Origin of the sequence: Meiothermus cerbereus, from assembly GCF_051297115.1 — a bacterium.
Lineage (GTDB): Bacteria > Deinococcota > Deinococci > Deinococcales > Thermaceae > Meiothermus > Meiothermus cerbereus_A.
In genome coordinates this window covers 1-19,538 of the sequence record NZ_JBEVAL010000048.1, presented here as the reverse complement: position 1 = coordinate 19,538, position 19,538 = coordinate 1, and the positions used below count along the sequence as shown (strand labels likewise).

The 19,538-nt window shown below is 63.7% G+C and carries 19 protein-coding genes; 12 read left to right on the top strand and 7 right to left on the bottom strand.

What is annotated here, in order from left to right; genetic code table 11:
* Window positions 1-110: 110 nt before the first annotated feature.
* The gene (locus ABWU19_RS10385; protein WP_435901617.1) at window positions 111-2,129 is read left to right on the top strand and encodes a S8 family serine peptidase; all 2,019 of its coding nucleotides are present in this window, start codon (window positions 111-113) and stop codon (window positions 2,127-2,129) included.
* 21 nt (window positions 2,130-2,150) lie between these two features.
* Here ABWU19_RS10385 and ABWU19_RS10380 read toward each other — a convergent pair whose 3' ends face one another.
* Entirely contained in the window at window positions 2,151-2,588 is a 438-nt protein-coding gene (locus ABWU19_RS10380) for a 23S rRNA (pseudouridine(1915)-N(3))-methyltransferase RlmH (RefSeq protein WP_027876184.1), read from the bottom strand.
* 372 nt (window positions 2,589-2,960) lie between these two features.
* On the opposite strand from ABWU19_RS10380, the gene ABWU19_RS10375 reads away from it, so the two are divergent.
* From ABWU19_RS10375 to minC, 5 genes are read left to right on the top strand one after another with little or no spacing between them, the layout of a single operon-like run.
* Window positions 2,961-4,070: a thiamine pyrophosphate-dependent dehydrogenase E1 component subunit alpha gene (locus tag ABWU19_RS10375; protein WP_435901616.1), complete on the top strand. Its 1,110-nt coding sequence runs from the start codon at window positions 2,961-2,963 to the stop codon at window positions 4,068-4,070.
* Between the two features lie 9 nt (window positions 4,071-4,079).
* Window positions 4,080-5,054: an alpha-ketoacid dehydrogenase subunit beta gene (locus ABWU19_RS10370; RefSeq protein ID WP_435901615.1), complete on the top strand. Its 975-nt coding sequence runs from the start codon at window positions 4,080-4,082 to the stop codon at window positions 5,052-5,054.
* Window positions 5,055-5,064: 10 nt separating this feature from the next.
* Window positions 5,065-6,465, top strand: coding sequence for a dihydrolipoamide acetyltransferase family protein (locus tag ABWU19_RS10365; protein ID WP_027876181.1), 1,401 nt, complete (start codon window positions 5,065-5,067; stop codon window positions 6,463-6,465).
* A gap of 56 nt (window positions 6,466-6,521) precedes the next feature.
* Window positions 6,522-7,916, top strand: coding sequence for a dihydrolipoyl dehydrogenase (lpdA, locus tag ABWU19_RS10360; RefSeq protein WP_435901614.1), 1,395 nt, complete (start codon window positions 6,522-6,524; stop codon window positions 7,914-7,916).
* A 23-nt stretch (window positions 7,917-7,939) separates the two neighbouring features.
* On the top strand, window positions 7,940-8,482 hold the full coding sequence (minC, locus tag ABWU19_RS10355; RefSeq protein WP_027876179.1) for a septum site-determining protein MinC: 543 nt from the start codon (window positions 7,940-7,942) through the stop codon (window positions 8,480-8,482).
* 2 nt (window positions 8,483-8,484) lie between these two features.
* Here the strand turns inward: minC and ABWU19_RS10350 are convergent, their stop codons facing one another.
* Together ABWU19_RS10350 and ABWU19_RS10345 are read right to left on the bottom strand one after the other, a co-directional pair.
* Window positions 8,485-8,922 (bottom strand): DUF420 domain-containing protein, encoded by a 438-nt coding sequence (locus ABWU19_RS10350; RefSeq protein WP_027876178.1) that lies wholly within the window; start codon window positions 8,920-8,922, stop codon window positions 8,485-8,487.
* 74 nt (window positions 8,923-8,996) lie between these two features.
* On the bottom strand, window positions 8,997-9,308 hold the full coding sequence (locus tag ABWU19_RS10345) for a hypothetical protein (RefSeq protein WP_211247143.1): 312 nt from the start codon (window positions 9,306-9,308) through the stop codon (window positions 8,997-8,999).
* Window positions 9,309-9,552: 244 nt separating this feature from the next.
* Between ABWU19_RS10345 and ABWU19_RS10340 the strand changes: the two genes are divergently transcribed.
* The 3 genes from ABWU19_RS10340 to ABWU19_RS10330 all read left to right on the top strand — a co-directional run bounded on the left by ABWU19_RS10340 (window position 9,553) and on the right by ABWU19_RS10330 (window position 12,180).
* Entirely contained in the window at window positions 9,553-10,413 is an 861-nt protein-coding gene (locus ABWU19_RS10340; protein ID WP_435901613.1) for a dihydrodipicolinate synthase family protein, read from the top strand.
* Between the two features lie 65 nt (window positions 10,414-10,478).
* Window positions 10,479-11,261: a hypothetical protein gene (locus ABWU19_RS10335; protein WP_435901612.1), complete on the top strand. Its 783-nt coding sequence runs from the start codon at window positions 10,479-10,481 to the stop codon at window positions 11,259-11,261.
* A gap of 193 nt (window positions 11,262-11,454) precedes the next feature.
* Window positions 11,455-12,180, top strand: a complete 726-nt coding sequence (locus ABWU19_RS10330) for an ATP-binding cassette domain-containing protein (protein WP_435901611.1) — start codon at window positions 11,455-11,457, stop codon at window positions 12,178-12,180.
* An 82-nt stretch (window positions 12,181-12,262) separates the two neighbouring features.
* Here the strand turns inward: ABWU19_RS10330 and ABWU19_RS10325 are convergent, their stop codons facing one another.
* From ABWU19_RS10325 to hutH, 4 genes are all read right to left on the bottom strand, one after another.
* Complete coding sequence (locus ABWU19_RS10325) at window positions 12,263-12,682, bottom strand: SRPBCC family protein (RefSeq protein WP_435901610.1); 420 nt, start codon at window positions 12,680-12,682, stop codon at window positions 12,263-12,265.
* Between the two features lie 351 nt (window positions 12,683-13,033).
* Window positions 13,034-13,174 carry a hypothetical protein gene (locus ABWU19_RS10320; protein ID WP_169735529.1) on the bottom strand — a complete coding sequence of 47 codons (141 nt, stop codon included), beginning with the start codon at window positions 13,172-13,174 and terminating at the stop codon, window positions 13,034-13,036.
* 104 nt (window positions 13,175-13,278) lie between these two features.
* Window positions 13,279-14,220: a tRNA dihydrouridine synthase gene (locus ABWU19_RS10315; RefSeq protein ID WP_245597450.1), complete on the bottom strand. Its 942-nt coding sequence runs from the start codon at window positions 14,218-14,220 to the stop codon at window positions 13,279-13,281.
* Between the two features lie 61 nt (window positions 14,221-14,281).
* Window positions 14,282-15,802 carry a histidine ammonia-lyase gene (gene hutH, locus ABWU19_RS10310; protein WP_027876170.1) on the bottom strand — a complete coding sequence of 507 codons (1,521 nt, stop codon included), beginning with the start codon at window positions 15,800-15,802 and terminating at the stop codon, window positions 14,282-14,284.
* A 59-nt stretch (window positions 15,803-15,861) separates the two neighbouring features.
* On the opposite strand from hutH, the gene ABWU19_RS10305 reads away from it, so the two are divergent.
* The 3 genes from ABWU19_RS10305 to hutI are packed head-to-tail and all read left to right on the top strand — an operon-like array spanning window position 15,862 to window position 19,447.
* On the top strand, window positions 15,862-16,596 hold the full coding sequence (locus ABWU19_RS10305; protein ID WP_435901609.1) for a GntR family transcriptional regulator: 735 nt from the start codon (window positions 15,862-15,864) through the stop codon (window positions 16,594-16,596).
* A complete protein-coding gene (hutU, locus tag ABWU19_RS10300; RefSeq protein WP_027876169.1) occupies window positions 16,571-18,217 on the top strand; it encodes a urocanate hydratase in 1,647 nt (548 codons plus the stop codon). Before ABWU19_RS10305 ends, hutU begins: the two co-directional genes overlap by 26 nt.
* A 48-nt stretch (window positions 18,218-18,265) precedes the next feature.
* A complete protein-coding gene (hutI, locus tag ABWU19_RS10295) occupies window positions 18,266-19,447 on the top strand; it encodes an imidazolonepropionase (protein WP_435901608.1) in 1,182 nt (393 codons plus the stop codon).
* Window positions 19,448-19,538: the final 91 nt, after the last annotated feature.

Here is a 19,538-nt window from a genome sequence, read left to right as displayed (position 1 = left end):
GCGCCTCCTGTTGGCGCAGTTTGGGGAAATGTGGCTGGTGGCTTTTCCGAATTGGGGTCTCTTTAATCTGTTTTCACAGCCTCTGAGCAACGGGGGGCTATGATGAGCGCATGTCCCGAGTTTTATGGCTTGGTCTACTTGCACTTATTATCACCGCCTGCACGAGCCAACCCCCCTCCCCCCCACCCGGCAACGGCATCATCAGCGGAACGGTTCGCATCGCCTCACAAAACACCTTGTCCGCCAGTGACCTCACCGCGCCTTTTGTAGAGGGCGAAATAATCGTGCAGTTCAAGCCGCAGGTGGGCCTGCAGTCCCTAAACAGGCTCTCGGTGGGGGGGGTGGAGCTTCAGCAGGTCAGACCGCTTGGCCTGGAACGCACCTTCCTCTACCGGGCCAACCTGAACCGCAGCGAAACCCTGGCGCTGCTGCAGCAGTTGCAGGGCCAGAGCGACGTGGCCTACGCCCACCCCAACTACCTGCTCTTTGCCCAGGCCATCCCCAACGACCCCGAATACAGCAAGCAGCGCTGGCATTATGAGGCTATACGGCTGCCCGAGGCCTGGGACATCGAGAAAGGCACCTCGAGTCCGGTTACCGTGGCAGTCATTGACGGAGGTGTGCCCACCGACCACCCCGACTTTGCCGGAAAACTCTTATCCGGCTACGACTTCTACTCCGACGCTGCCACCTCCGGCGATGGCGATGGACGGGACCCTAACCCCGAGGACACCGCCCCCAACACCGACTACCACGGAAGCCATGTAACCGGCACGGTGGCTGCTGCGACCAACAACAACCTGGGGGTGGCTGGGGTCTCCTGGGGGGCACGGGTGGTGCCCATTCGCGCCCTTAGCGGCGGAAGCGGTACCCTGGCCGATGTGGCCGACGCCCTGCACTGGGCGGCTGGTCTGCGCGTGAACGGAGTGCCCGACAATAGCAATCCCGCTAAGGTCATCAATATGTCACTAGGCGCACCAGTGGCCTGTACCAGCGCCCCCGCCCTCCAACAAGCCATCAACGAGGCCAGCGCCGCAGGGGCCGTCATCGTGGTGGCGGCGGGCAACTCCAATGCGGACGCCAGCACCTTTACGCCGGCGGGTTGCAGCGGGGTCATCACGGTGGGCGCTACCGACCGGAGCGGAAACCGGGCTTTTTACTCCAACTACGGAACCCGCATTGATGTGATGGCACCGGGTGGCGATACCCGCAATAACCCCTCCAATGGCGTTCTGAGTACCATCAACAGCAACAATTATGGCTTCAAGCAAGGCACCTCGATGGCCGCTCCGCATGTGGCGGGTGTGCTGGCTTTGATGAAAAGCCGTAAGCCCAGCCTGACCCCCGGCGAAGCCCTGACCATCCTCAAGCAAACCGCTCGGCCACTGAGCGACGCTCAGTGCAATCGCAGCAGCGGCAACGATTGCGGTGCGGGCCTAATTGACGCGAAAGCCGCCCTGGATCGCTTGAGCGCCCCGCCCGCCCCTGCTCTGAGCCTGACTGCGGCCCCTGCCAGCCTTAGCCTGAACCCCGGGGGCAATGCCACAATTAATATCGGGGTAAACCGCAGCAATTTTAGCGGCCCCGTAACCCTCACCCTCAGCGGGCAACCCAGCGGGGTAACGGGTTCTTTCAGTCCCAACCCCACCGAAGCGAACAGTGCTCTTAGCCTAAGCGTGGGCAGCGGGGTCGGCCCCGGAAGCTACACCCTGGTGATTGGCGGCAGCGGCGGCGAGGCCAGCGCGGAAACCCGCATCATCTTGACGGTAACAGAGCCCCAGGCCCCACCCCCGCCCACGGCCTCGCTCGAGGGAACGCTCCTGACCCTGTTTGGCGTATCGGGCGACACCATTCTGTGTGCGGAGGAGATCACCATTACACAAAATGTCCTTTCCTCGCCGTTCAACTTCAGCAACCTGCCCGCGGATCGTCAGTACAAACTGCAGGGTTGGAAGGATGTGAATGGCAATGGCAACACCGATGCGGGGGATTTATTCGCCTGGTACACCGAATCGGGCAATGTTGCGCTCCTCAACGTAGGCCGCAGTGGGTTGCAACTCAGGCTCGAGCCCTATGTATCGCCCCAGCCCCTGCTACGCCCTGCTCAAATCTTCCCACCCTGCCGGTAAAGCCCGCGGAGAGCTGCCTGGCTAGCGGTGGTAGGGCTCGCCGCGCTTGAGGGTCTCGACCCGGTAGAGCTGCTCCAGCAAAACCACCAGGGCCAGCTCGTGCTGCAGGGTGAGCCTGGATAGGGCCAGCAGCCAGTCGGCCTGGTCGCGCACGGCCTGGGCGTGGCCCTCGGCGCCCCCTATCAGAAAAGCCACGCCTTTTTCGGCCCCCATTTCCCAGGCCTCGAGCCGGGTTTTTAGCGCCAGGGTATCGGGCAGTTGTCCCCGCTCGTCCAGCACCACCCGCCGGTAGCCCTGGGAGGCTTCCAGCAAGCGTTGCCCTTCTTGAACCGGTGTACTCTCTCTTAGGTAAACCAGATCCAGTTTGGTGTACCTATGCAGCCTTGCCGCATACATCTCCAGTCCCACACGGGCGAACTCTAGTTTTGGCTTACCGATTACACAAATCCTGAGCTTCATACCCGATCCCCACACCCCCCAGGGGCCAGTTTATAGGTTAGCCTCGAGGTTCCGTCGGCTGCGAAACGCGGCCACACACAACCAACCTTGACCCCACCCAAATTTGAGATGGCCCAAAACCCGCTATAATCTTTGGTACCAAGAGGTTCCTATGGAGACGCGCCTCAAGCCGGTGGTTGGAATGGGCGCACCCAAAACCTTTGGCCCGGTATACCAAAGCGACTGTACAGGCCTCCAGTCTGGGGGGTCTTTTGCTTTGGCCGGGTGGTTCCCCGTGAAAGTCCTTACCCAGGATGACACGAGCTTTGGAGGCCCTTACCCAGGGCCTTCTGGTACAGGCGAGTCGGTCACCCCGGCAAGCCAGGAGGAGACATGGTTCAAGAGAAAATACGCTTCCAACCCTTTAGCAGCGAACCCATCCGGTTGGTAGACGAGCAGGGCCACTGGATGGCCCCGTTCGAGCACGCCCTGCCGCCCGAACAGCTCCAGCGCTTCTACCGCGATATGCTGGCGGCCCGGCTACTGGACGAAAAACTGGTCATCCTCATTCGCACCGGCAAGACCAGCTTCATCGCCCCCCATGCCGGCCACGAGGCCGCCCAGGTGGGCATCGCCCATGCCCTGCGCAAAGGCCACGACTGGCTCTTCCCCTACTACCGCGATATGGGACTGGTGATGGCGCTAGGAGTACCGCTGGTGGAAATTTTCGGCCAGACCCTGGGCAATGCCGCCGACCCCGCCAAGGGCCGCCAGATGCCCTCGCACCCCGGCAGCAAGGCACTCAACGTGTTTACGGTCTGCTCGGCCATCGCCTCGCACATTCCCCCTGCTACCGGGGCCGCCCTCAGCATGAAGCTGCGTCGCACCGGCCAGGTAGCGGTCTGCACCTTTGGCGACGGGGCTACCAGCGAGGGCGACTGGCACGCCGGCATCAACTTTGCCGCCGTACAGCGGGCTCCGGCGGTCTTCGTGTGCGAAAACAACCGCTATGCCATTAGCGTCAACATCTCCAAGCAGACCGCTTCGGAGAACATCGCCATCAAGGCCCACGCCTACGGCATTCCCGGCTACTATGTGGACGGCCTGGACGTGCTGGCCAGCTACTTCGTGATGCAGGAGGCCATCGAACGGGCCAGGGCCGGCCAGGGAACCAGCCTGGTGGAGCTGGTGGTGCACCGTTTTGGGGCCCACTCCTCCGCCGACGACGACAGCCGCTACCGCTCGCGCGAAGAGTTGGCCGCCGAGCGCCAGCAAGACCCCCTCCTGCGCTACCAGCGTTTTCTGGAAAAGCAGGGTCTGTGGGACGCCCAGTGGGCCAACGAGCTAAGGCTGGAAATCTCCAAGGAGCTCGAGGCCGCCCTGCAGGAAGCCCTCGAGGCCGGGGAGCCCGATCCGCTCGAGATGTTCGATGACGTTTACGCCGCCCGCCCCTGGCACCTGGAGGAACAGCGGCGCCTGGTAGCAGAGGAACTGCAGTCCTGAGGAGGTTTTATGCCAACCATGACCCTTATCCAGGCCATAAATGAGGCCCTGGACGAAGAGATGAACCGCGACGAGCGGGTGATGTTGCTGGGCGAGGACGTGGGCAAGCGGGGCGGGGTTTTCCTGGCCACCGAGGGCCTGCAGCAAAAGTATGGCCCCGAGCGGGTAGTGGACACGCCCCTCGCCGAGGCCGCCATCATCGGGGCCGCGGTGGGGCTGGCTGCCCACGGGATGCGGCCAGTGGCCGAAATTCAGTTTGCCGACTACGTTTTTCCCGGCATCGACCAGCTCTTTTCCCAGGCCGCCAAGCTACGCTACCGCTCAGGAGGCCAGTTCAGCGCCCCCATGGTAGTACGCATGCCCACCGGCGGGGGTGTGAAGGGGGGCCACCACCACTCGCAAAGCCCCGAAGCCCACTTTGCCCACACCGCTGGTCTGAAGGTGATTGTGGTTTCTACCCCCTACGACGCCAAAGGGCTCCTCAAAGCCGCCATCCGCAACGATGACCCGGTGGTGTTTATGGAGCCCAAGCGCCTTTACCGTGCGGTAAAGGAAGAGGTACCCAGCGACGACTACTTGCTGCCCATCGGCAAGGCTGCCATCCGCCGCACAGGCCGCGACATCACCCTGGTTTCCTATGGCGGGCCAATGGTCGAGACCCTCAAAGCGGCCGAGGAGATGGTCGCCGCAGGCATCGACCCGGAGGTAATTGACCTGCGCACCGTAATGCCCTGGGACAAACAAACCGTGCTGGAGTCGGTAGCCAAGACCGGGCGCTTGCTCATGATCTCCGAAGCGCCCCGCACCGCCAGCATGGCCTCGGAGGTGACCGCCACCATTTCCGAAGAGCTTTTCGACCAGTTGCTGGCCCCGCCCCTGCGGGTTACCGGGTTCGACACCCCCTACCCGCTGGCCCAGGACAAGCTGTACATGCCCACCGTAACCCGTATCCTGAACGCAGCCAAGCGTCTACTGGACTACTAGGAGAGAAAAGATGCCCAAAGAAGTGGTGTTACCCGAGCTGGCAGAGTCTGTTGTAGAAGGTGAGATTCTTAGGTGGCTGGTGAACGAAGGCGAGGCCTTGAGAAAAGACCAGCCCTTTGTGGAGGTCATGACCGACAAGGTAACGGTGGAGCTACCGAGCCCCTACGAGGGGGTCTTGCTGCAAAAGCTGGTCAAGGAAGGTGATGTGGTACCGGTTCATGCACCCATTGCCCTCATCGCCGAGCCAGGTGAGGTCGCTGCCCCCATCGGCGAAAAACCCGAAGCGGCCCCCAGCCTGCAGGCCCAGGAGGAGCGCTCCATTGTAGAGCCCGGCCAGGTAGCGGAGGATGACGGGGCCAACCTCTCCTTGTTCAAGCCCGACAACAAGCAGGAGCAGGTAAAAAACCCCTTCAGCAAAGCCGCACCCCTGTCGGCTGCGCAAAGTACCGCCGTAGCCCAGCCCCACGGGCGGGTGATCGCGGTACCGGCTGCCCGCAAGCTGGCCCGTGAGCTGGGGCTGGACATCGCCCAGATTCCAGGCTCGGGGCCTGGCGGGCGGGTGCGGGTGGAAGACGTGAAGGCCTACGCTGAGAAGCAGGCCAGCAAGGAGGTCAGGCCGCCTTCCGAGGCCGCCCTCGAGCGCGGCAGCCCGCCTTTGCTGGGCCTTGCACCCGTGCAGTACAAAACCCCCAAGGGTTACGAAAACCAGGAGACCCGCGTCCCTTTGCGCGGCCTGCGGCGGGCCATCGCCCAGCAGATGATGGCCTCGCATCTCTACACGGTGCGTACACTTTCGGTGGACGAGGTGGACATGACCGAGCTGGTGGCCCTGCGCAACCGGCTCAAGCCGGAGGCCGAAGCCCAGGGGGTGAAGCTCAGCTACCTGCCCTTCATCTTCAAGGCGGTGGCGGTGGCGCTCAAAAAGTTCCCTGCCCTCAACAGCTCGCTGGACGAGGCCCGGCAGGAGGTGGTGCTCAAGCACTACGTGAATATCGGCATGGCGGTGGCCGCTGAAAACGGCCTGATTGTGCCGGTGGTGAGGGACGTGGAGCGCAAAAGCCTGCTCCAGATCGCCCGCGAGGTGGGCGACCTGGCCGAAAAAGCCCGCCTGGGCAAGCTATCTCCGGAGGAGGTGAGCGGCTCTACCTTCAGCATCACCAACATTGGCTCGATTGGGGCCCTCTTCAGCTTCCCCATCATCAACGTGCCGGATGCGGCCATTCTGGGCGTGCACTCCATTCAGAAGCGCCCTGTGGTGGACGAGCGGGATGAGATTGTGGTGCGGCAGATGATGTACCTCTCGCTCTCTTTCGACCACCGGCTGGTGGACGGGGCCGAGGCGGCCCGCTTCTGCAAAGAGGTTATCCGGCTCTTAGAGAAACCCGAGCGGCTTTTCCTGGAAGCGCTGTAGTTTTTCATCATACGGATTTTGTTTTTTATACATAGCCTTACTAGAATGGGGTGTCTATGTCAACCATCTACGACGTAATCGTGATCGGAACCGGCCCCGGCGGCTACCATGCGGCCATTCGGGCGGCCCAACTGGGCAAGCGGGTGCTGGCGGTGGAGGCCGAACAGGTGGGGGGGGTCTGCCTGAACGTGGGCTGTATTCCCACCAAGGCGCTACTGCACGCCGCGGAAGAACTCGAGGGCATCAAACACGGAAGCGCCTTCGGCCTCGAGGTCAAGGAGGCCCGGCTTGATCACAAAAAGCTGGGCGGCTGGCGTGACGGCATCGTCAAGAAGCTCACCGGCGGGGTCTCGCAGCTTCTGAAGGGCAACAAGGTAGAGCTGAAAACCGGCTTTGCCAGGTTTGTTGATAAAAACACCATCGAGGTGGGGGGCGAGCGCGTCCAGGGCCAGACCTTCATCGTGGCCACCGGCTCGGAGCCCAACACCCTGCCGGGCTTCGAGGTAGACCAGAAAGACATCGTGGACTCCACCGGGGCCCTGCGTATCGAGGACAAATTCCCCAAGCGCATGCTTTGCATCGGGGGGGGTGCAATTGGGCTCGAGTTCGCCCAGGTCTACAAGCGCATGGGGGCCGAGGTCACCGTGATCGAGTTCATGGGCCAGATTCTGCCCGCTGCCGACCCCGAGACCGCAGGTCTGCTGGCCAAAATTCTGACCAAGCAGGGCATCGCCATCCGCACCAACACTAAAGGCGTGAAGGTCGAGCGGAAAAAAGACGGCCTGCACGTCACCCTCGAGGACGTCAAAAGCGGCCAGCAGGACACTTTGGTGGTGGACAAGATTCTGGTCGCTACCGGGCGGCGCCCCCGGGGCAAGGGACTGGGCCTCGAGGCCATTGGGGTGGTGGTGGATGAGCGCGGCTATGTGCCCACCAACGAAAAGATGGAAACCAACGTGCCTGGCATCTACGCCATCGGCGACGTTACCCGCCCCCCCCTGCTGGCCCACAAGGCCATGAAGGAGGGCCTGATTGCCGCCGAAAACGCCGCTGGGGGCAACGCCGTGATGGACTACCAGATTCCCAACGTGGTCTACACCAGCCCCGAGTGGGCCGCGGTGGGCATGACCGAGGAAGAGGCCGCCAAGGCCGGCTACAAGGTCAAGGTGGGCAAGTTTCCCCTCGCGGCCTCGGGCCGGGCCATGACCCTGGACGCCACCGATGGGCTCATCAAGCTGATTGGCGACGCCGAGACCGACCTGCTGCTGGGGGGACACATCGTGGGCCCAAGCGCCTCCGACATGATCGCCGAGATCGCCCTAGCCCTGGAGATGGGGGCTACCGTAACCGACGTGGCCCTCACCGTGCACGCCCACCCCACCCTTTCCGAAGGCATCATGGAGGCCGCCGAACACCTGCACCGTCAGGCCATCCACATCGCCAACCGCTAGGCTTTCTGGTATAACTGCCTTGCATGCGAATTCGTGCGACCCTCAACGCCCTGGCAGTCCGGCTCGACGGCAACGAAACCCCGGAGATGCTGAAAAAAGCCCTGGCCGACCTGCCCCCGCTGCCGCTCGAGGTCGAGGTAGCGGGGGTGGTGAACCAGGGGGTACTGGAGGCCCTGCTCGAGCTGGGCCGGGAGCGGGGCTTGCAGCTCAGGCCCCAGCGGGGCGAGAAATACATCCCCTATACCGAGGTGATTGACCAGACGGTGCGAGCGGGCGTTCGCATCGAGTCGCCGGGTACGGTGGTCATTCTGGGCGACGTGAACGCCGGGGCCGAAGTGGTGGCCGCCGGCGACATCATCGTGGTAGGCAAGCTGCGCGGACTGGCCCACGCCGGGGCCACCGGCCAGGAGGAGGCCACCATCTGGGCCATGCGCCTGGAAGCGAAGCAGCTCCGCATTGCCCACCACCTGGCCCAGGCTCCGGCGGGCGACACCAGCAACCGCGGCCCTGAGCGGGCCCGGGTAGCAGATGGTCAGATTGTGCTCGAGGCCTGGGGAAAGCGCTAAGGTCAAAAGCCAATGCCACCTGCTGGCTCGCCGTAGCGCTTGAGCACCAGGTCGATCACCCAGCCAGTAAAGGCCACATAAAGCCAGACCGGCACCGTCCAGCGGGCCCAGGCCTTATGGACGCTAAAGCGTTGCTTGAAGGCGTTGTAGAGCAACCACAAAACCAGGGGGCCGTTCAGTGCCGCCAAAATGGTGTGGCTGATCAACAAGGCGTAGTAAGCCACGCGCCACTCCTCCGGCCCCACGTAGCGGGTGGTGCCATACAGGCCCCACTTGAGCAGGTAAAACACCAGAAAAAGCGCGGCCAGGGCAGTAGCCACCAGCATTACCCGCGGGTGCCAGACCCGATCCTTGCGCTTAATCAAAACCACACCCACCACAACCGCCAGCCCCGAAAGCGCAATCAGGGTTGCCGCGATGTCTCCTAGTAACTCTCCCATCTAAACCCATTCCTCCTGTTCGCTACAGGGTTTGCTGTAGCTTCGTGCAAGCAGTGTATTGGCAAGCTACGGGTTTATCCCTGGCGCCGGCTCACAAATTCGCTGCCGAGTTTTTCTGCCAGTCGCCGCACCCGCTCCTGTCTCGAGCTGCGGGCATAGCTGTAGCCCAGCATGAAAAAGCGCTCGGCCTCGTGGCGCTTGCCAAGCTGGCGCTGGAGCTGGGCCAGACGCAGGTAGGCCAGGGCCATCATGCCATCGCGCTCCTTGCAAGGGCGAACCGCCTCCAGCAAGGCCACCGCTTCCCTTAGCGCACTTACCGCCTGCTCCGGCGGCGCTTCGCGGGCATCCCGTATAAGAATTGCTGCCTGGTCAAGCAAGCGCTGCACAGGCCCAAGTATAGCTGGCTCTACCCGGACATGCACCTACCCAACCAAGCCGCAATACCGTAAGGCAGGCCATTTGGTCGTCGGACGCTTGCAGTTTTTTTAAGCCGGAGCGTGTTTGGCAACCCATGCGCTTTTGGGCACAACGGGTCGTCTGCCAGCCAGTAGGGTGTTGTGTTGGCAAACGGCACTCCAAGGTTTGCTTTTGCGTTACAATCACCTGGCTTTACAAAAGGAAGCCGTTTTTATGATTATCCCTCCCCTTCCCACCCCTTTCGACCGCAGTGGCAACCTCGACGTCGAAGCTTTTCATGAGCTGGCGCAGATCGTAGAACCGCACGTGGACGGCCTGTTGTTCTACGGCTCCAACGGCGAAGGCGTCCACCTAACCCGCGAGGAGCGGGCCCTAGGCCTGGCCGTTCAGACCCCCAGGAAGCCCGCCATGGTGGGCCTGATGGAAGAAACCCTGGCCCAGGCCGCCATCGCCCTGAACGAAGCCGCAAACTTGGGGGCCAGGGTCCTGGTCACGCCCCCCCGCTACTACGAGGCCAACCTGGGCCACGAAGGCCTGCTACGCTACTTCGGCGGCATTGCCGATATGGGCCAGGCCGAGGTCTGGCTCTACCACGTGCCCGCCAACACCAAAGCCCAGATGCCCCTGCCGGTGGTGGCCGAGCTGGCCCAGCACCCCAACATTGGCGGCCTTAAGGACTCCAGCGGGGAGCTGGCCCGCATGGCCTTCTACAGGGCGCAGAACCTGGGTATAAAGCTATACACCGGCCATGCCCCCACTTTTTTGGGTGCCCTGGCGCTTGGCGCGCACGGGGGCATCCTGGCCGTGTCCAACCTGGCTCCCAAGCCCTACCGGATGCTGCTCGAGCTGTGGCAGGCTGGCAAGGTGGCCGAGGCCCAGGCCCTGCAAGCCGAAGTAGAACCCTTTGGCCGGGTGCTGGCCCAGGGGGGCTTTGTGCTCCTCAAGCAAGCCCTGCGGCATCTGGGGCTGCCCGGAGGGTATCCCCGTCCCCCCTACCCCAGCGAAAGCCCGGTCTGGCCCAGCTTCCAGCCCCTGCTGGAAGAGTTCCGGGAAAAAGGCTGGACGGTGGGTTAGGCTCGTTGAGCCAAATGAACCGTCCAGGATGCTAGGGATTCGGTAAGCTTGGTTTGGAGGACAGCATGCACCGAGTCTCGCTGATACTGCTGGGTTTGGCCCTGATGCTGGGCGCTTGTGTGCCGCAGGCCGTGCGGCCCCAGGCCCCTCAGGTTGAGTTGCTGCAGTTCAACCTGGTTTCCCTGGATCCCTTTAGCGGGCGGGGCGAGTTTGACCTGCGCCTGCGCCTGACCAACCCCAACTCTTTTACACTGCCTTTGCTGGACAGCGCCCTGACAGCAGAACTGGGCGGCGCGGCGTTTCGCCTGACCCTACCGGCCCTGGAAATACCCTCCGGCGCCAGCCGCGAGGCCCAGACCCGCTTGGTGGTGCCCATCGCAGAGGGCACCCGCGCCCTGGCCAGCCTGGTGAGCGGGCAGAGTACCCGCTTCCGCCTGCTGGGGGAGCTGCGGGCCCAGCTTGGCCCGGCGGTGGTTCCGATTGGGCCGGTGACGCTGGTGGACCGCGATGTGCGTATCCAGTTTGCCTTCCAGCTTCCCACCATTCGCCTGGTCGAGATCCGGCTGGATGGGCTGGCCATCCGGCTGGTGCTGGAAGTGGAAAACCCCAACCCCATCGGGTTCACCCTGGAAGGCCCTTTGCGCCTCCTGATCGGCGGGCGCAGTGTGGCCGAGAGCGGGTTCAGCCTTGGACTTGCCCCCAGTGGGCGCAACCGGGGCGAACTGCGCCTGGGTCTGTCGGGCCTGCCGGGGGTGGGGGGCGTGAGTGTGGATTTGGGCCTCACAGCCCGCATTCCTGGCATCCTGGATCGTCCGGTGGTGCAGGTGTTGCAGGGGATTTTGCGCTAGACCCGCCGCGTATGCTGGGGGGGGTATGCCCGAAACTTCGCCCGCACCTGTCGCCCTTTTGCTAGACGCCAACCTGGCGCGCCTGCTGGGGGCCTTCTGTGAACCCCGCACGGCTGCCGAGTGCTGCTGGCGCTGGGGCTTCTGAGTGTGCTGGTGGGCTTGGGTAAGCGTTTGATGATAATCTGAGCGAGGTATGACCGCTGTACTCGAGGCCACCGGACTTCACAAACGTTTTGGCAAGCTCGTGGCGGTGGAAGAGGTGAGCCTGCGCCTGGCCCAGGGCGAGGTACTGGCCTTTCTGGGGCCCAACGGGGCGGGCAAAACCACCACCATCAAGATGCTGGCCGGGCTGCTCTGGCCCGACCGGGGCCAGGTTCACCTGATGGGCAAAGAGGCCCAGACCGGCACCCTCGAGCAGGTCTTTCTCACGCCCTATGGCCCCATACCCTTGCTGCTGGTGCGTAACCTGGCTGGCCTGGGCACCCAGCTCTTGCTCATGGGTAGTATCGCCCTGGTGCTGCTACTCATAACCGGGGCTCGCCTGAGCTTTACCCCCCTACTGCTGCTGCCCATCACGACGGTGCTGCTTGGCGGATACGGCCTGGGCTTTGCCATGGCCAGTCTGGCCCTGCTCTTCAAAAGGGTGCAGCAGTTGCTGGGTATTAGCCAGTTTTTGCTGATATTTCTGCTGCAATACCCGCTGGAAGGCAGCGGCTGGCTAGCCAAGCTGGGCTACTTTGTGCCGCTGGTCCCCGGCGCCGACCTCACCCGGCAGATGATGGCTAAAGAGGCCGCTCTGGACTGGAACCTGCTGGGCCTGGCCCTGCTGAACGGCCTGGCTTATCTGGCCCTGGGCATTGTGGTCTTTAGCCGGGCCGTGCAGGCCGCCAAGCGGCGGGGGCTGTTGTTTGGCTACTGATCGCGCTTCCTAAAGCGTTGGTAAGCCAGCAGTTAAGGCTCCCGCCCTGGAGGCCCCGCTCACCTCGCGGTCGCGCTCGAGCTCACCCCGCCAGCGACTCGGCGTGCTTCTTGTAGTTCTCGAGGATAGCCTGCCAACCGGCGCGCTGCATCTCTTCGGGGTTGGTGTCCTCGAGGTCGAACGTCACGGTGACCTTGGTCTTGCCGGGCGTAACCGGCTCGAACACCACCTCGGCCCGGCGGTCGCCGAAGGTGTAAGCGAGGCGGTGGTGTGGCTCCACATGGGTATAAACCCCCTCAAACTCGAAGCTGAAGCTGCCGTCCTTGGCCGCCATGGTAGAGCTGAACCTGCCGCCTACCCGCAGGTCGTTGGTGGCACTGGGGCAGTGCCAGTCGTCGGAGGCGTGGTTCCACTGGGTAATGTGTTGGGGTTGGGTGTACACCTCCCAGGCGGTTTGTAGCAGAGCATCCACTACAGCAGTAACGCTGATGGCTTTGTTCATACAAAAAACCTCCTTGCACCGGCACTGAAGTCATCCCAGGCTGTGGTCAGGCTTATTCGACATTAGATTATATAGCCATCTAGTTATATGTTGTCAACAGAATCACATCGAAAGCAACTAACCTCGCTCAGCAAAAGCGCACCAGCCCTCTGCTGAACGGATACAGCGGGTTGTGGTTTGGGTGGGTCGCTACAGACTAACCTGTTTACTTTGGCGCAGGTTGTTATACCAGATTCGGTTAGTTCGTCACCGTTCGGTGACGAACTAACCCGACCGAAGGGAGTGCTCTAGGATTCAAAAAGATAGCCTCTTAGCTCTTTTTGTTTGAAGATTATCTTTTTGAATCCGGCATTATTCGCGCTCGAGGTTGCCCCCCTCGGCTGCCTCCGGCTCGGTAGCCCTGGCCTTACGCTGGGCCTTTTCGGCCTTCTTTTTTTGTTTTTCCAGCTCACGCTGGCGCTTTTGGAACTTGTAATTCGGCTTGGTAGCCATACCCACCCCCTTTTTTTACACTGCCCTGGGTTCACAGACTCTACAGCACACACGGTTGCTCGAGGCCAGGCGCAGGTGGTTAGGTCGAGTATACCTGTTCAGCCCTAGGCTCCGCCCAGCAGGGCGTGCAACTCTTCCAGTGTGGATACCTGCTTGAGGGCGGGGTGTAGCTCGGGGCGGTGGGGAAAGTAGCGGTACAGCACCTTGCGAAGCTGGCGAACGCCGTGAAACTCGCCGTACCACTGCACATTAAGTTGGGCGTGGCGCAGCGCGGTCTGGATACGCTCGAGCTCGCTCGGGTCGCGGTTATCCCCCGCAATCTGCCGAAAAATCCAGGGGTTGCCCACCGCTCCCCGCCCGATCATGATCCCAGCAACACCAGTTTGAAGGCGCTTAAAAAAATGTTCAGCGTGGGTGACGTCTCCACAGCCCAGCACCGGCACCTTTACGCTTTGGGCCACCTTGGCAATGGCTTCCCAGTCGGCCTGCCCTTGGTAGCGCTGCTCACTGGTGCGACCATGCACGGTGATGAGAGCCACCCCGGCGGCCTCCAAGCCCTGGGCCACTTCCAGGCTCCGGTCTTCGTCCCAGCCCAGGCGAATCTTGGCGCTGACCTCGAGCCGGGTTCCCTGGCGCATAGCCCTCACCAGGTCAAAAGCCCGCTCGGGGGTTTGCAACAAACAAGCCCCACCCCGCCCGGCCAGCTTGGGGGCCGGGCAGCCCATGTTCAGGTCTATCGCCACCGGCGAAAAAATGGCTTCCGCCCTGGCCGCTGCATCGCGCAGCACCTCGGGGTCGTCGCCAAAAAGCTGCACCACTAGGTTTGGCTCTCCCGGATAAGGAGCCCCCAGCTCGGTGGATTTGCGCTCCCCAGCCAGAAAACCCCTGGCCAGCACCATCTCGCTTACCGTCCAGGCCGCCCCGTGCTCCCAGGCCAGCCGCCGAAAGGGCGCATCGGTGTAGCCCGCCATGGGGGCCAAAACCGCCCTGGGCACGCGCAGCATGCGTGCATAAAAGCCGGTGAGGGTGGTTGGCTCAGCGACCACAACCTGCCCAGTGTACGCCATGCAGGAGGTTCGCGGAACATCCGTCGCAGCCCAGAAATGCCTATTCCAGGCCACCCACAGCCTCCTCTGCCACCCGCACCAGTTCACCTGTGCGAATCAGCTCGCAGATGCGGGCCAGCTCGGGCTTCAGGTAGCGGTCGCGGTCGAGGTGGGGGATTTCCTGTCGGATGCGGCGGTAGACTGCCTCCACACCCCGGCCCGGGCGCAGTGGGGCATGAAAATCGAGGGCCTGGGCCGCCGAGGCCAGCTCGATGGCCAGCACCCAGAGGCTGTTTTCGAAGATGCTACGGGCCTTGCGGCAGGCGATGGTGCCCATCGAGACGTGGTCTTCCTGGTTGGCGCTGGTGGGAATCGAGTCCACCGAGGCCGGGTGGGCCAGCACCTTGTTCTCGCTCACCAGCGCGGCAGCGGTGTACTGGCTGATCATCAGGCCCGAGTTCAGGCCGCTGCCTTCGGCCAGGAAGGCCGGTAGGCCCGAGAGGGCGGGGTTGAGCATCTGCTCGATGCGGCGCTCGGCGATGTTAGCGAGTTCAGCCAGGGCGATGCCGGCATAGTCGGCGGCCAGGGCCAGGGGCTGGCCGTGGAAGTTGCCCGCCGAAAGGGTACGGCCCTCCTCGGGCAGCACCAGCGGGTTATCGGTCACGCTCTGCATCTCGCGCAGCACCACCTCCCGCACGTGGGCCAGGGCATCGCGGCTGGCCCCGTGCACCTGGGGAGCTGCCCTAAGGCTGTAGGCATCCTGCACCTTGTCGCAGTCCAGGTGCGAGCGCATGATTTCCGAGTCTTGCAAAAGCCGCTGCACGTTGGCACTGGTGGCTCGCATCCCCGGATGCGGACGCAGGCGGGCCACCGCCTCGTCGAAGGGCCGGTGGCTGGCCTTCAGGGCCTCCACGCTCATAGCCACCGCAATATCGGCGGTTTGCAGCAGTATCTCGGCATCCAGCAGCAGCAGGGCCAGCAGCGAGCACATGGCCTGGGTTCCGTTGATGAGCGCCAGGCCTTCTTTGGCCAGGAGCTCGAGGGGCTCAAGCCCCAGCGCCTGCAGCACCTCGCCCGCCGGGCGCACCTCACCCCGGTACACCACCTCGCCCTCCCCCATCAAAGGCAGGCACATATGGGCCAGGGGGGCCAGGTCGCCCGAAGCCCCCACCGAGCCCTGCGAGGGCACCACCGGAATCAGATCGAGGTTTAGGAAGTCCAAAAGCCGCTCCACCACCTCCACCCGCACCCCGGAGTAGCCCAGGGCCAGACTCTGGGCCCGCAGCAACAGCATTCCCCGCACCACCTCGGATGAAAAGGGCGCACCCACCCCAATAGCGTGCGAGAGCAGCAAATTCCGTTGCAGCAACCGCAGGTCTTTGGCCTCGATGCGCACGGTAGCCAGCTTGCCGAAGCCGGTATTCAGGCCGTACACCGGCTCGTTCTGCTGCACCAGCGTTTCCACAAAAGCCCGGCAACGCGCTATGCGCTCCCGTGCGGATGGGCTCAGGCCCACCGGCTCTTTTTCCCGCACCACCCGGCGGAAGTCCGCCAGGCTTAGCTTTGTATCCAGTTCCAGCATCCATTCCTCGCTTGACCCACCCTGGGGCTAGGTTGTATACACAAGTGAGAGGATAAACGGTGAAATACCTGCACGTCAAGGAAGCCGTGTTGGCGGAGCTGCAGAAGCCCAGCCCAGGCTTCCCCCTATCGGAAAACAGCCTGGCCCGCCGCTTTGGCGTGAGCCGCATGACCGCCCGCCGGGCCTTGCAGGAGCTAAAGCAGGAGGGCTGGCTGCTGCGTACCCAGGGCCGCAGCAGCACCCCTGCCCCCCGGCGCTTTAGCCAGGGCTTTTTGCGGGTGCGGCCCTTCTACGAGTTCGCCCAGGCCCAGGGGGCCCGGCCCCAGACCCAGGTACTGGCCGCCGAGCTGCGCCCTACCCCAGGCGAGGTTCGGGAAAAGCTGGGGGTGAAAAAGGCCATCTACGTCGAGCGGCTGCGTTTTTTGGACGAGGAGCCGGTGCAGCGGGAGGTGCGCTACCTGCACCCGGTTTACTGTGCTTCCATCCTCGAGCACGACCTCACCAGCGAGTCCATCCACAACCTACTGGTACACACCCTGGGCTTGCCCCTGACCAAGGTCTGGCAGCGGCTGGAAGCAGTAGCCCTAGAGCAGGAGATCGCCCTGCTGCTCCAGCAGCCCCAAGGGGCGCCCGCCCTGCGCCTGGAGCGGCTTACCTACACCCTCGAGGCGCCCATCACCTGGGTGGAGTACCTGATGCGGGCCGACCGCTACTACCTGGAAGACAGCTTTATTCCCCAAACCGAGTTCCCGGCAAAGGAGCGTTCCTATGAGCTACAAAGCCCCCAGAGGTAACCAGCGCACAGCCCAGGGCTGGATTCAGGAAGCCGCCAAGCGGATGCTTTTGAACAACCTCGACCCCGAGGTGGCCGAACGGCCCGAGGAACTGATTGTCTACGGCGGGCGGGGCAAGGCGGCCCGCAGCCCGGAGGATTTAGAGCGGATTCTGGCGGTGCTCGAGCGCCTGAAAAACGACGAGACCCTGCTGGTGCAGTCGGGGCGGGCGGTGGGGGTCTTCAGAACCCAGCCCCTGGCCCCCCGGGTGATCCTTGCCAACTCCAACCTGGTGCCCCGCTGGGCCACCTGGGAGGAGTTTGACCGCCTGGACCGGCTGGGCCTGATGATGTACGGCCAGATGACCGCCGGAAGCTGGATTTACATCGGCACCCAGGGCATCCTGCAGGGCACCTACGAGACCTTCGCCGCTGCTGCCCGCAAGCATTTCGGCGGTTCCTTGAGGGGCACCATCACCGTCACCGGCGGGCTGGGCGGCATGGGCGGGGCGCAACCCCTGGCCGTGACCCTGAACGGCGGGGTGGCCATTTGCGTGGAAATAGACCCCGAGCGCATCCAGCGCCGCCTGGACACCGCCTATCTGGACGTGCGGGCCGACTCGTTGGACGAGGCCCTGCGGCTGGCCGAAGAGGCCAAGCAAAAAGGCCAGCCCCTCTCCATTGGCCTGCTGGGCAACACCGCTGAAGTGCTACCGGAGATGGTGCGGCGGGGCTTCACCCCCGAGCTGGTCACCGACCAGACCAGCGCCCACGACCCCCTGTATGGCTACATTCCCATCCTGCACGCCGACGAGGACCCCGACACCCTGCGCAAGGCCGACCCCCAGGGGTACAAGGCCCGGGTACTGGACTCGATGGCCGAGCACTGCCGCTCAATCGTGGAGATGCAGAAGCAGGGCGCGGTGGCCTTCGACTACGGCAACAACCTGCGGGCCTTCGCCAAGGAGGGGGGCTTCGAGGAAGCCTTCAGCTACCCCGGCTTCGTGCCCGCCTTCATCCGCGACCAGTTCTGCGAGGGGCGCGGGCCATTCCGCTGGGTGGCGCTCTCCGGCAGACCGGAGGACATCTACAAAACCGATAAGGCCGTGCTCGAGCTCTTCCCCGAGGACGAGGGCCTACGCCGCTGGCTCACTCTAGGGGTGAAGAAGTTCAAGTTCCAGGGCCTGCCGGCGCGCATCTGCTGGCTGGGCTACAAGGAGCGCGACAAGGCCGGGCTCCTCTTCAACGAGATGGTGGCGAAGGGCGAGGTGGGGGCCCCCATCGTGATTGGCCGCGACCACCTGGACGCTGGGTCTGTGGCTTCCCCTTACCGCGAGACCGAGGCCATGCTGGACACCTCCGACGCGGTGGCCGACTGGCCCATCCTGAACTTTGCCCTGAACGCCGTCTCGGGGGCGGCCTGGGTCAGCTTCCACCACGGCGGTGGGGTGGGCATGGGCTACAGCCTGCACGCCGGGCAGGTCACGGTGGCGGATGGCTCGGAGGAAGCGGCCTACCGGCTCGAGCGCGTGCTTACCAACGACCCCGGCACCGGCGTGATGCGCCACGCCCACGCGGGCTACAACTCAGCCAAGCAGGTGGCCCGCGAACGCGGCCTGGACTTAGCGGGCTGGGAAAACTGAATCCCTCACCCCGGCCCTCTCCCAAGGGGAGAGGGGTGAACCACAGCCATGAAACAAGTTTTCACCGGTATCTCCGAACTGTTCACGCCCAAAGAAAGGCTCGAGCAGGCCGCTTTCGCCGTGCAGGATGGACAGTTTGTCTGGGTGGGAACCGAGTCCAGCCTGCCCGACGATTATCGAAGCTGGCCCCGCACCGACCTGGGCGGGCGCGGGGTGGTGCCCGGCCTGGTGGACGCCCACACCCACCTGGTCTACGGCGGCGAGCGGCTGGCCGAGTACCTGCAGCGGGCCAGGGGCGAAAACTACGAGGCGATTCTGGCCGCAGGCGGCGGGATTTACGCCACAGTACGGGCCACCGACGCGGCTTCTGAAGAGGAGCTCTACGAGCTGGCGCGGGCTCGAGCACACATTTTCTTAGCCCAGGGGGTCACCACCCTGGAAGTCAAAAGCGGCTACGGCCTCCTGCCCGAAGCCGAGCTAAAAATGCTGCGGGTGATCCGGCGGCTGGGGGAAACCCTGCCCCAGCGCATCTTCCCCACCCTGCTGGCCCACGTGGTGCCCCAGGGCTGGGAACGGGAAAAGTACGTGCAGATGTTCACCGACGAACTTATACCCGAGGTCGCCCGTACGGGCCTGGCCGAAGCAGTGGACGTGTTCTGCGACCAGGGGGCTTTTACGCTGGAGGAAACCCGGGCCATCCTCGAGGCCGCCCTCGTCCACGGCCTTCGGGTCAAGCTCCATGCCGAGCAGCTCGCCCACACCGGGGCCACCCGGCTCGCGGCAGAATTGGGAGCCTTGTCGGCGGATCACCTCGAGCAAGCCACCCCAGAAGACTGGCAGGCCCTGGCTCAAAGCGGCACGGTGGGCACGGTGCTCCCTGGCGCAGCGGTGATCCTGCGCAAGCCGTTCCCCAACGCAAGGGCCATGTGGGACGCGGGGGTCAAAGTTGCCATTGCCAGCGACCACAACCCCGGCAGCAGCCCGCTCTTTAGCCCCTGGCTGGCTATGCAGCTCACCATGAGCCTGGGAAACCTCAGCGCCGAGGAAGCCCTGCTGGCCCACAGCGAAAACGCCGCGCTGGCCCTGGGGCGCAAGGATCTGGGAAAGATTGCGGTGGGGGCTCGAGCCGACTTTGTGGTGGTGGCCTCGGCCCATGCCCTCGAGGCCCTTTACCGCTGGGGCCATCTGCCCATCCATTCCGTTTTTGTGGCAGGAGCGCCGGCCCTTTAGCCACGCGCTGGTCTTATTAGAGACTGTCTTAAAACTTTCCCAGACGATATAATCGAGCATGAATAGTCGAGCAAGCTGCTACCCAAGCGAT

Coding starts and splice junctions, on each gene's coding strand:
- ABWU19_RS10385 (WP_435901617.1), top strand. CDS start 111: ATGTCCCGAGTTTTATGGCTTGGTCTACTTGCACTTATTATCACCGCC.
- ABWU19_RS10380 (WP_027876184.1), bottom strand. CDS start 2,588: ATGAAGCTCAGGATTTGTGTAATCGGTAAGCCAAAACTAGAGTTCGCC.
- ABWU19_RS10375 (WP_435901616.1), top strand. CDS start 2,961: ATGGTTCAAGAGAAAATACGCTTCCAACCCTTTAGCAGCGAACCCATC.
- ABWU19_RS10370 (WP_435901615.1), top strand. CDS start 4,080: ATGCCAACCATGACCCTTATCCAGGCCATAAATGAGGCCCTGGACGAA.
- ABWU19_RS10365 (WP_027876181.1), top strand. CDS start 5,065: ATGCCCAAAGAAGTGGTGTTACCCGAGCTGGCAGAGTCTGTTGTAGAA.
- lpdA (WP_435901614.1), top strand. CDS start 6,522: ATGTCAACCATCTACGACGTAATCGTGATCGGAACCGGCCCCGGCGGC.
- minC (WP_027876179.1), top strand. CDS start 7,940: ATGCGAATTCGTGCGACCCTCAACGCCCTGGCAGTCCGGCTCGACGGC.
- ABWU19_RS10350 (WP_027876178.1), bottom strand. CDS start 8,922: ATGGGAGAGTTACTAGGAGACATCGCGGCAACCCTGATTGCGCTTTCG.
- ABWU19_RS10340 (WP_435901613.1), top strand. CDS start 9,553: ATGATTATCCCTCCCCTTCCCACCCCTTTCGACCGCAGTGGCAACCTC.
- ABWU19_RS10335 (WP_435901612.1), top strand. CDS start 10,479: ATGCACCGAGTCTCGCTGATACTGCTGGGTTTGGCCCTGATGCTGGGC.
- ABWU19_RS10330 (WP_435901611.1), top strand. CDS start 11,455: ATGACCGCTGTACTCGAGGCCACCGGACTTCACAAACGTTTTGGCAAG.
- ABWU19_RS10325 (WP_435901610.1), bottom strand. CDS start 12,682: ATGAACAAAGCCATCAGCGTTACTGCTGTAGTGGATGCTCTGCTACAA.
- ABWU19_RS10320 (WP_169735529.1), bottom strand. CDS start 13,174: ATGGCTACCAAGCCGAATTACAAGTTCCAAAAGCGCCAGCGTGAGCTG.
- hutH (WP_027876170.1), bottom strand. CDS start 15,802: ATGCTGGAACTGGATACAAAGCTAAGCCTGGCGGACTTCCGCCGGGTG.
- hutU (WP_027876169.1), top strand. CDS start 16,571: ATGAGCTACAAAGCCCCCAGAGGTAACCAGCGCACAGCCCAGGGCTGG.
- hutI (WP_435901608.1), top strand. CDS start 18,266: ATGAAACAAGTTTTCACCGGTATCTCCGAACTGTTCACGCCCAAAGAA.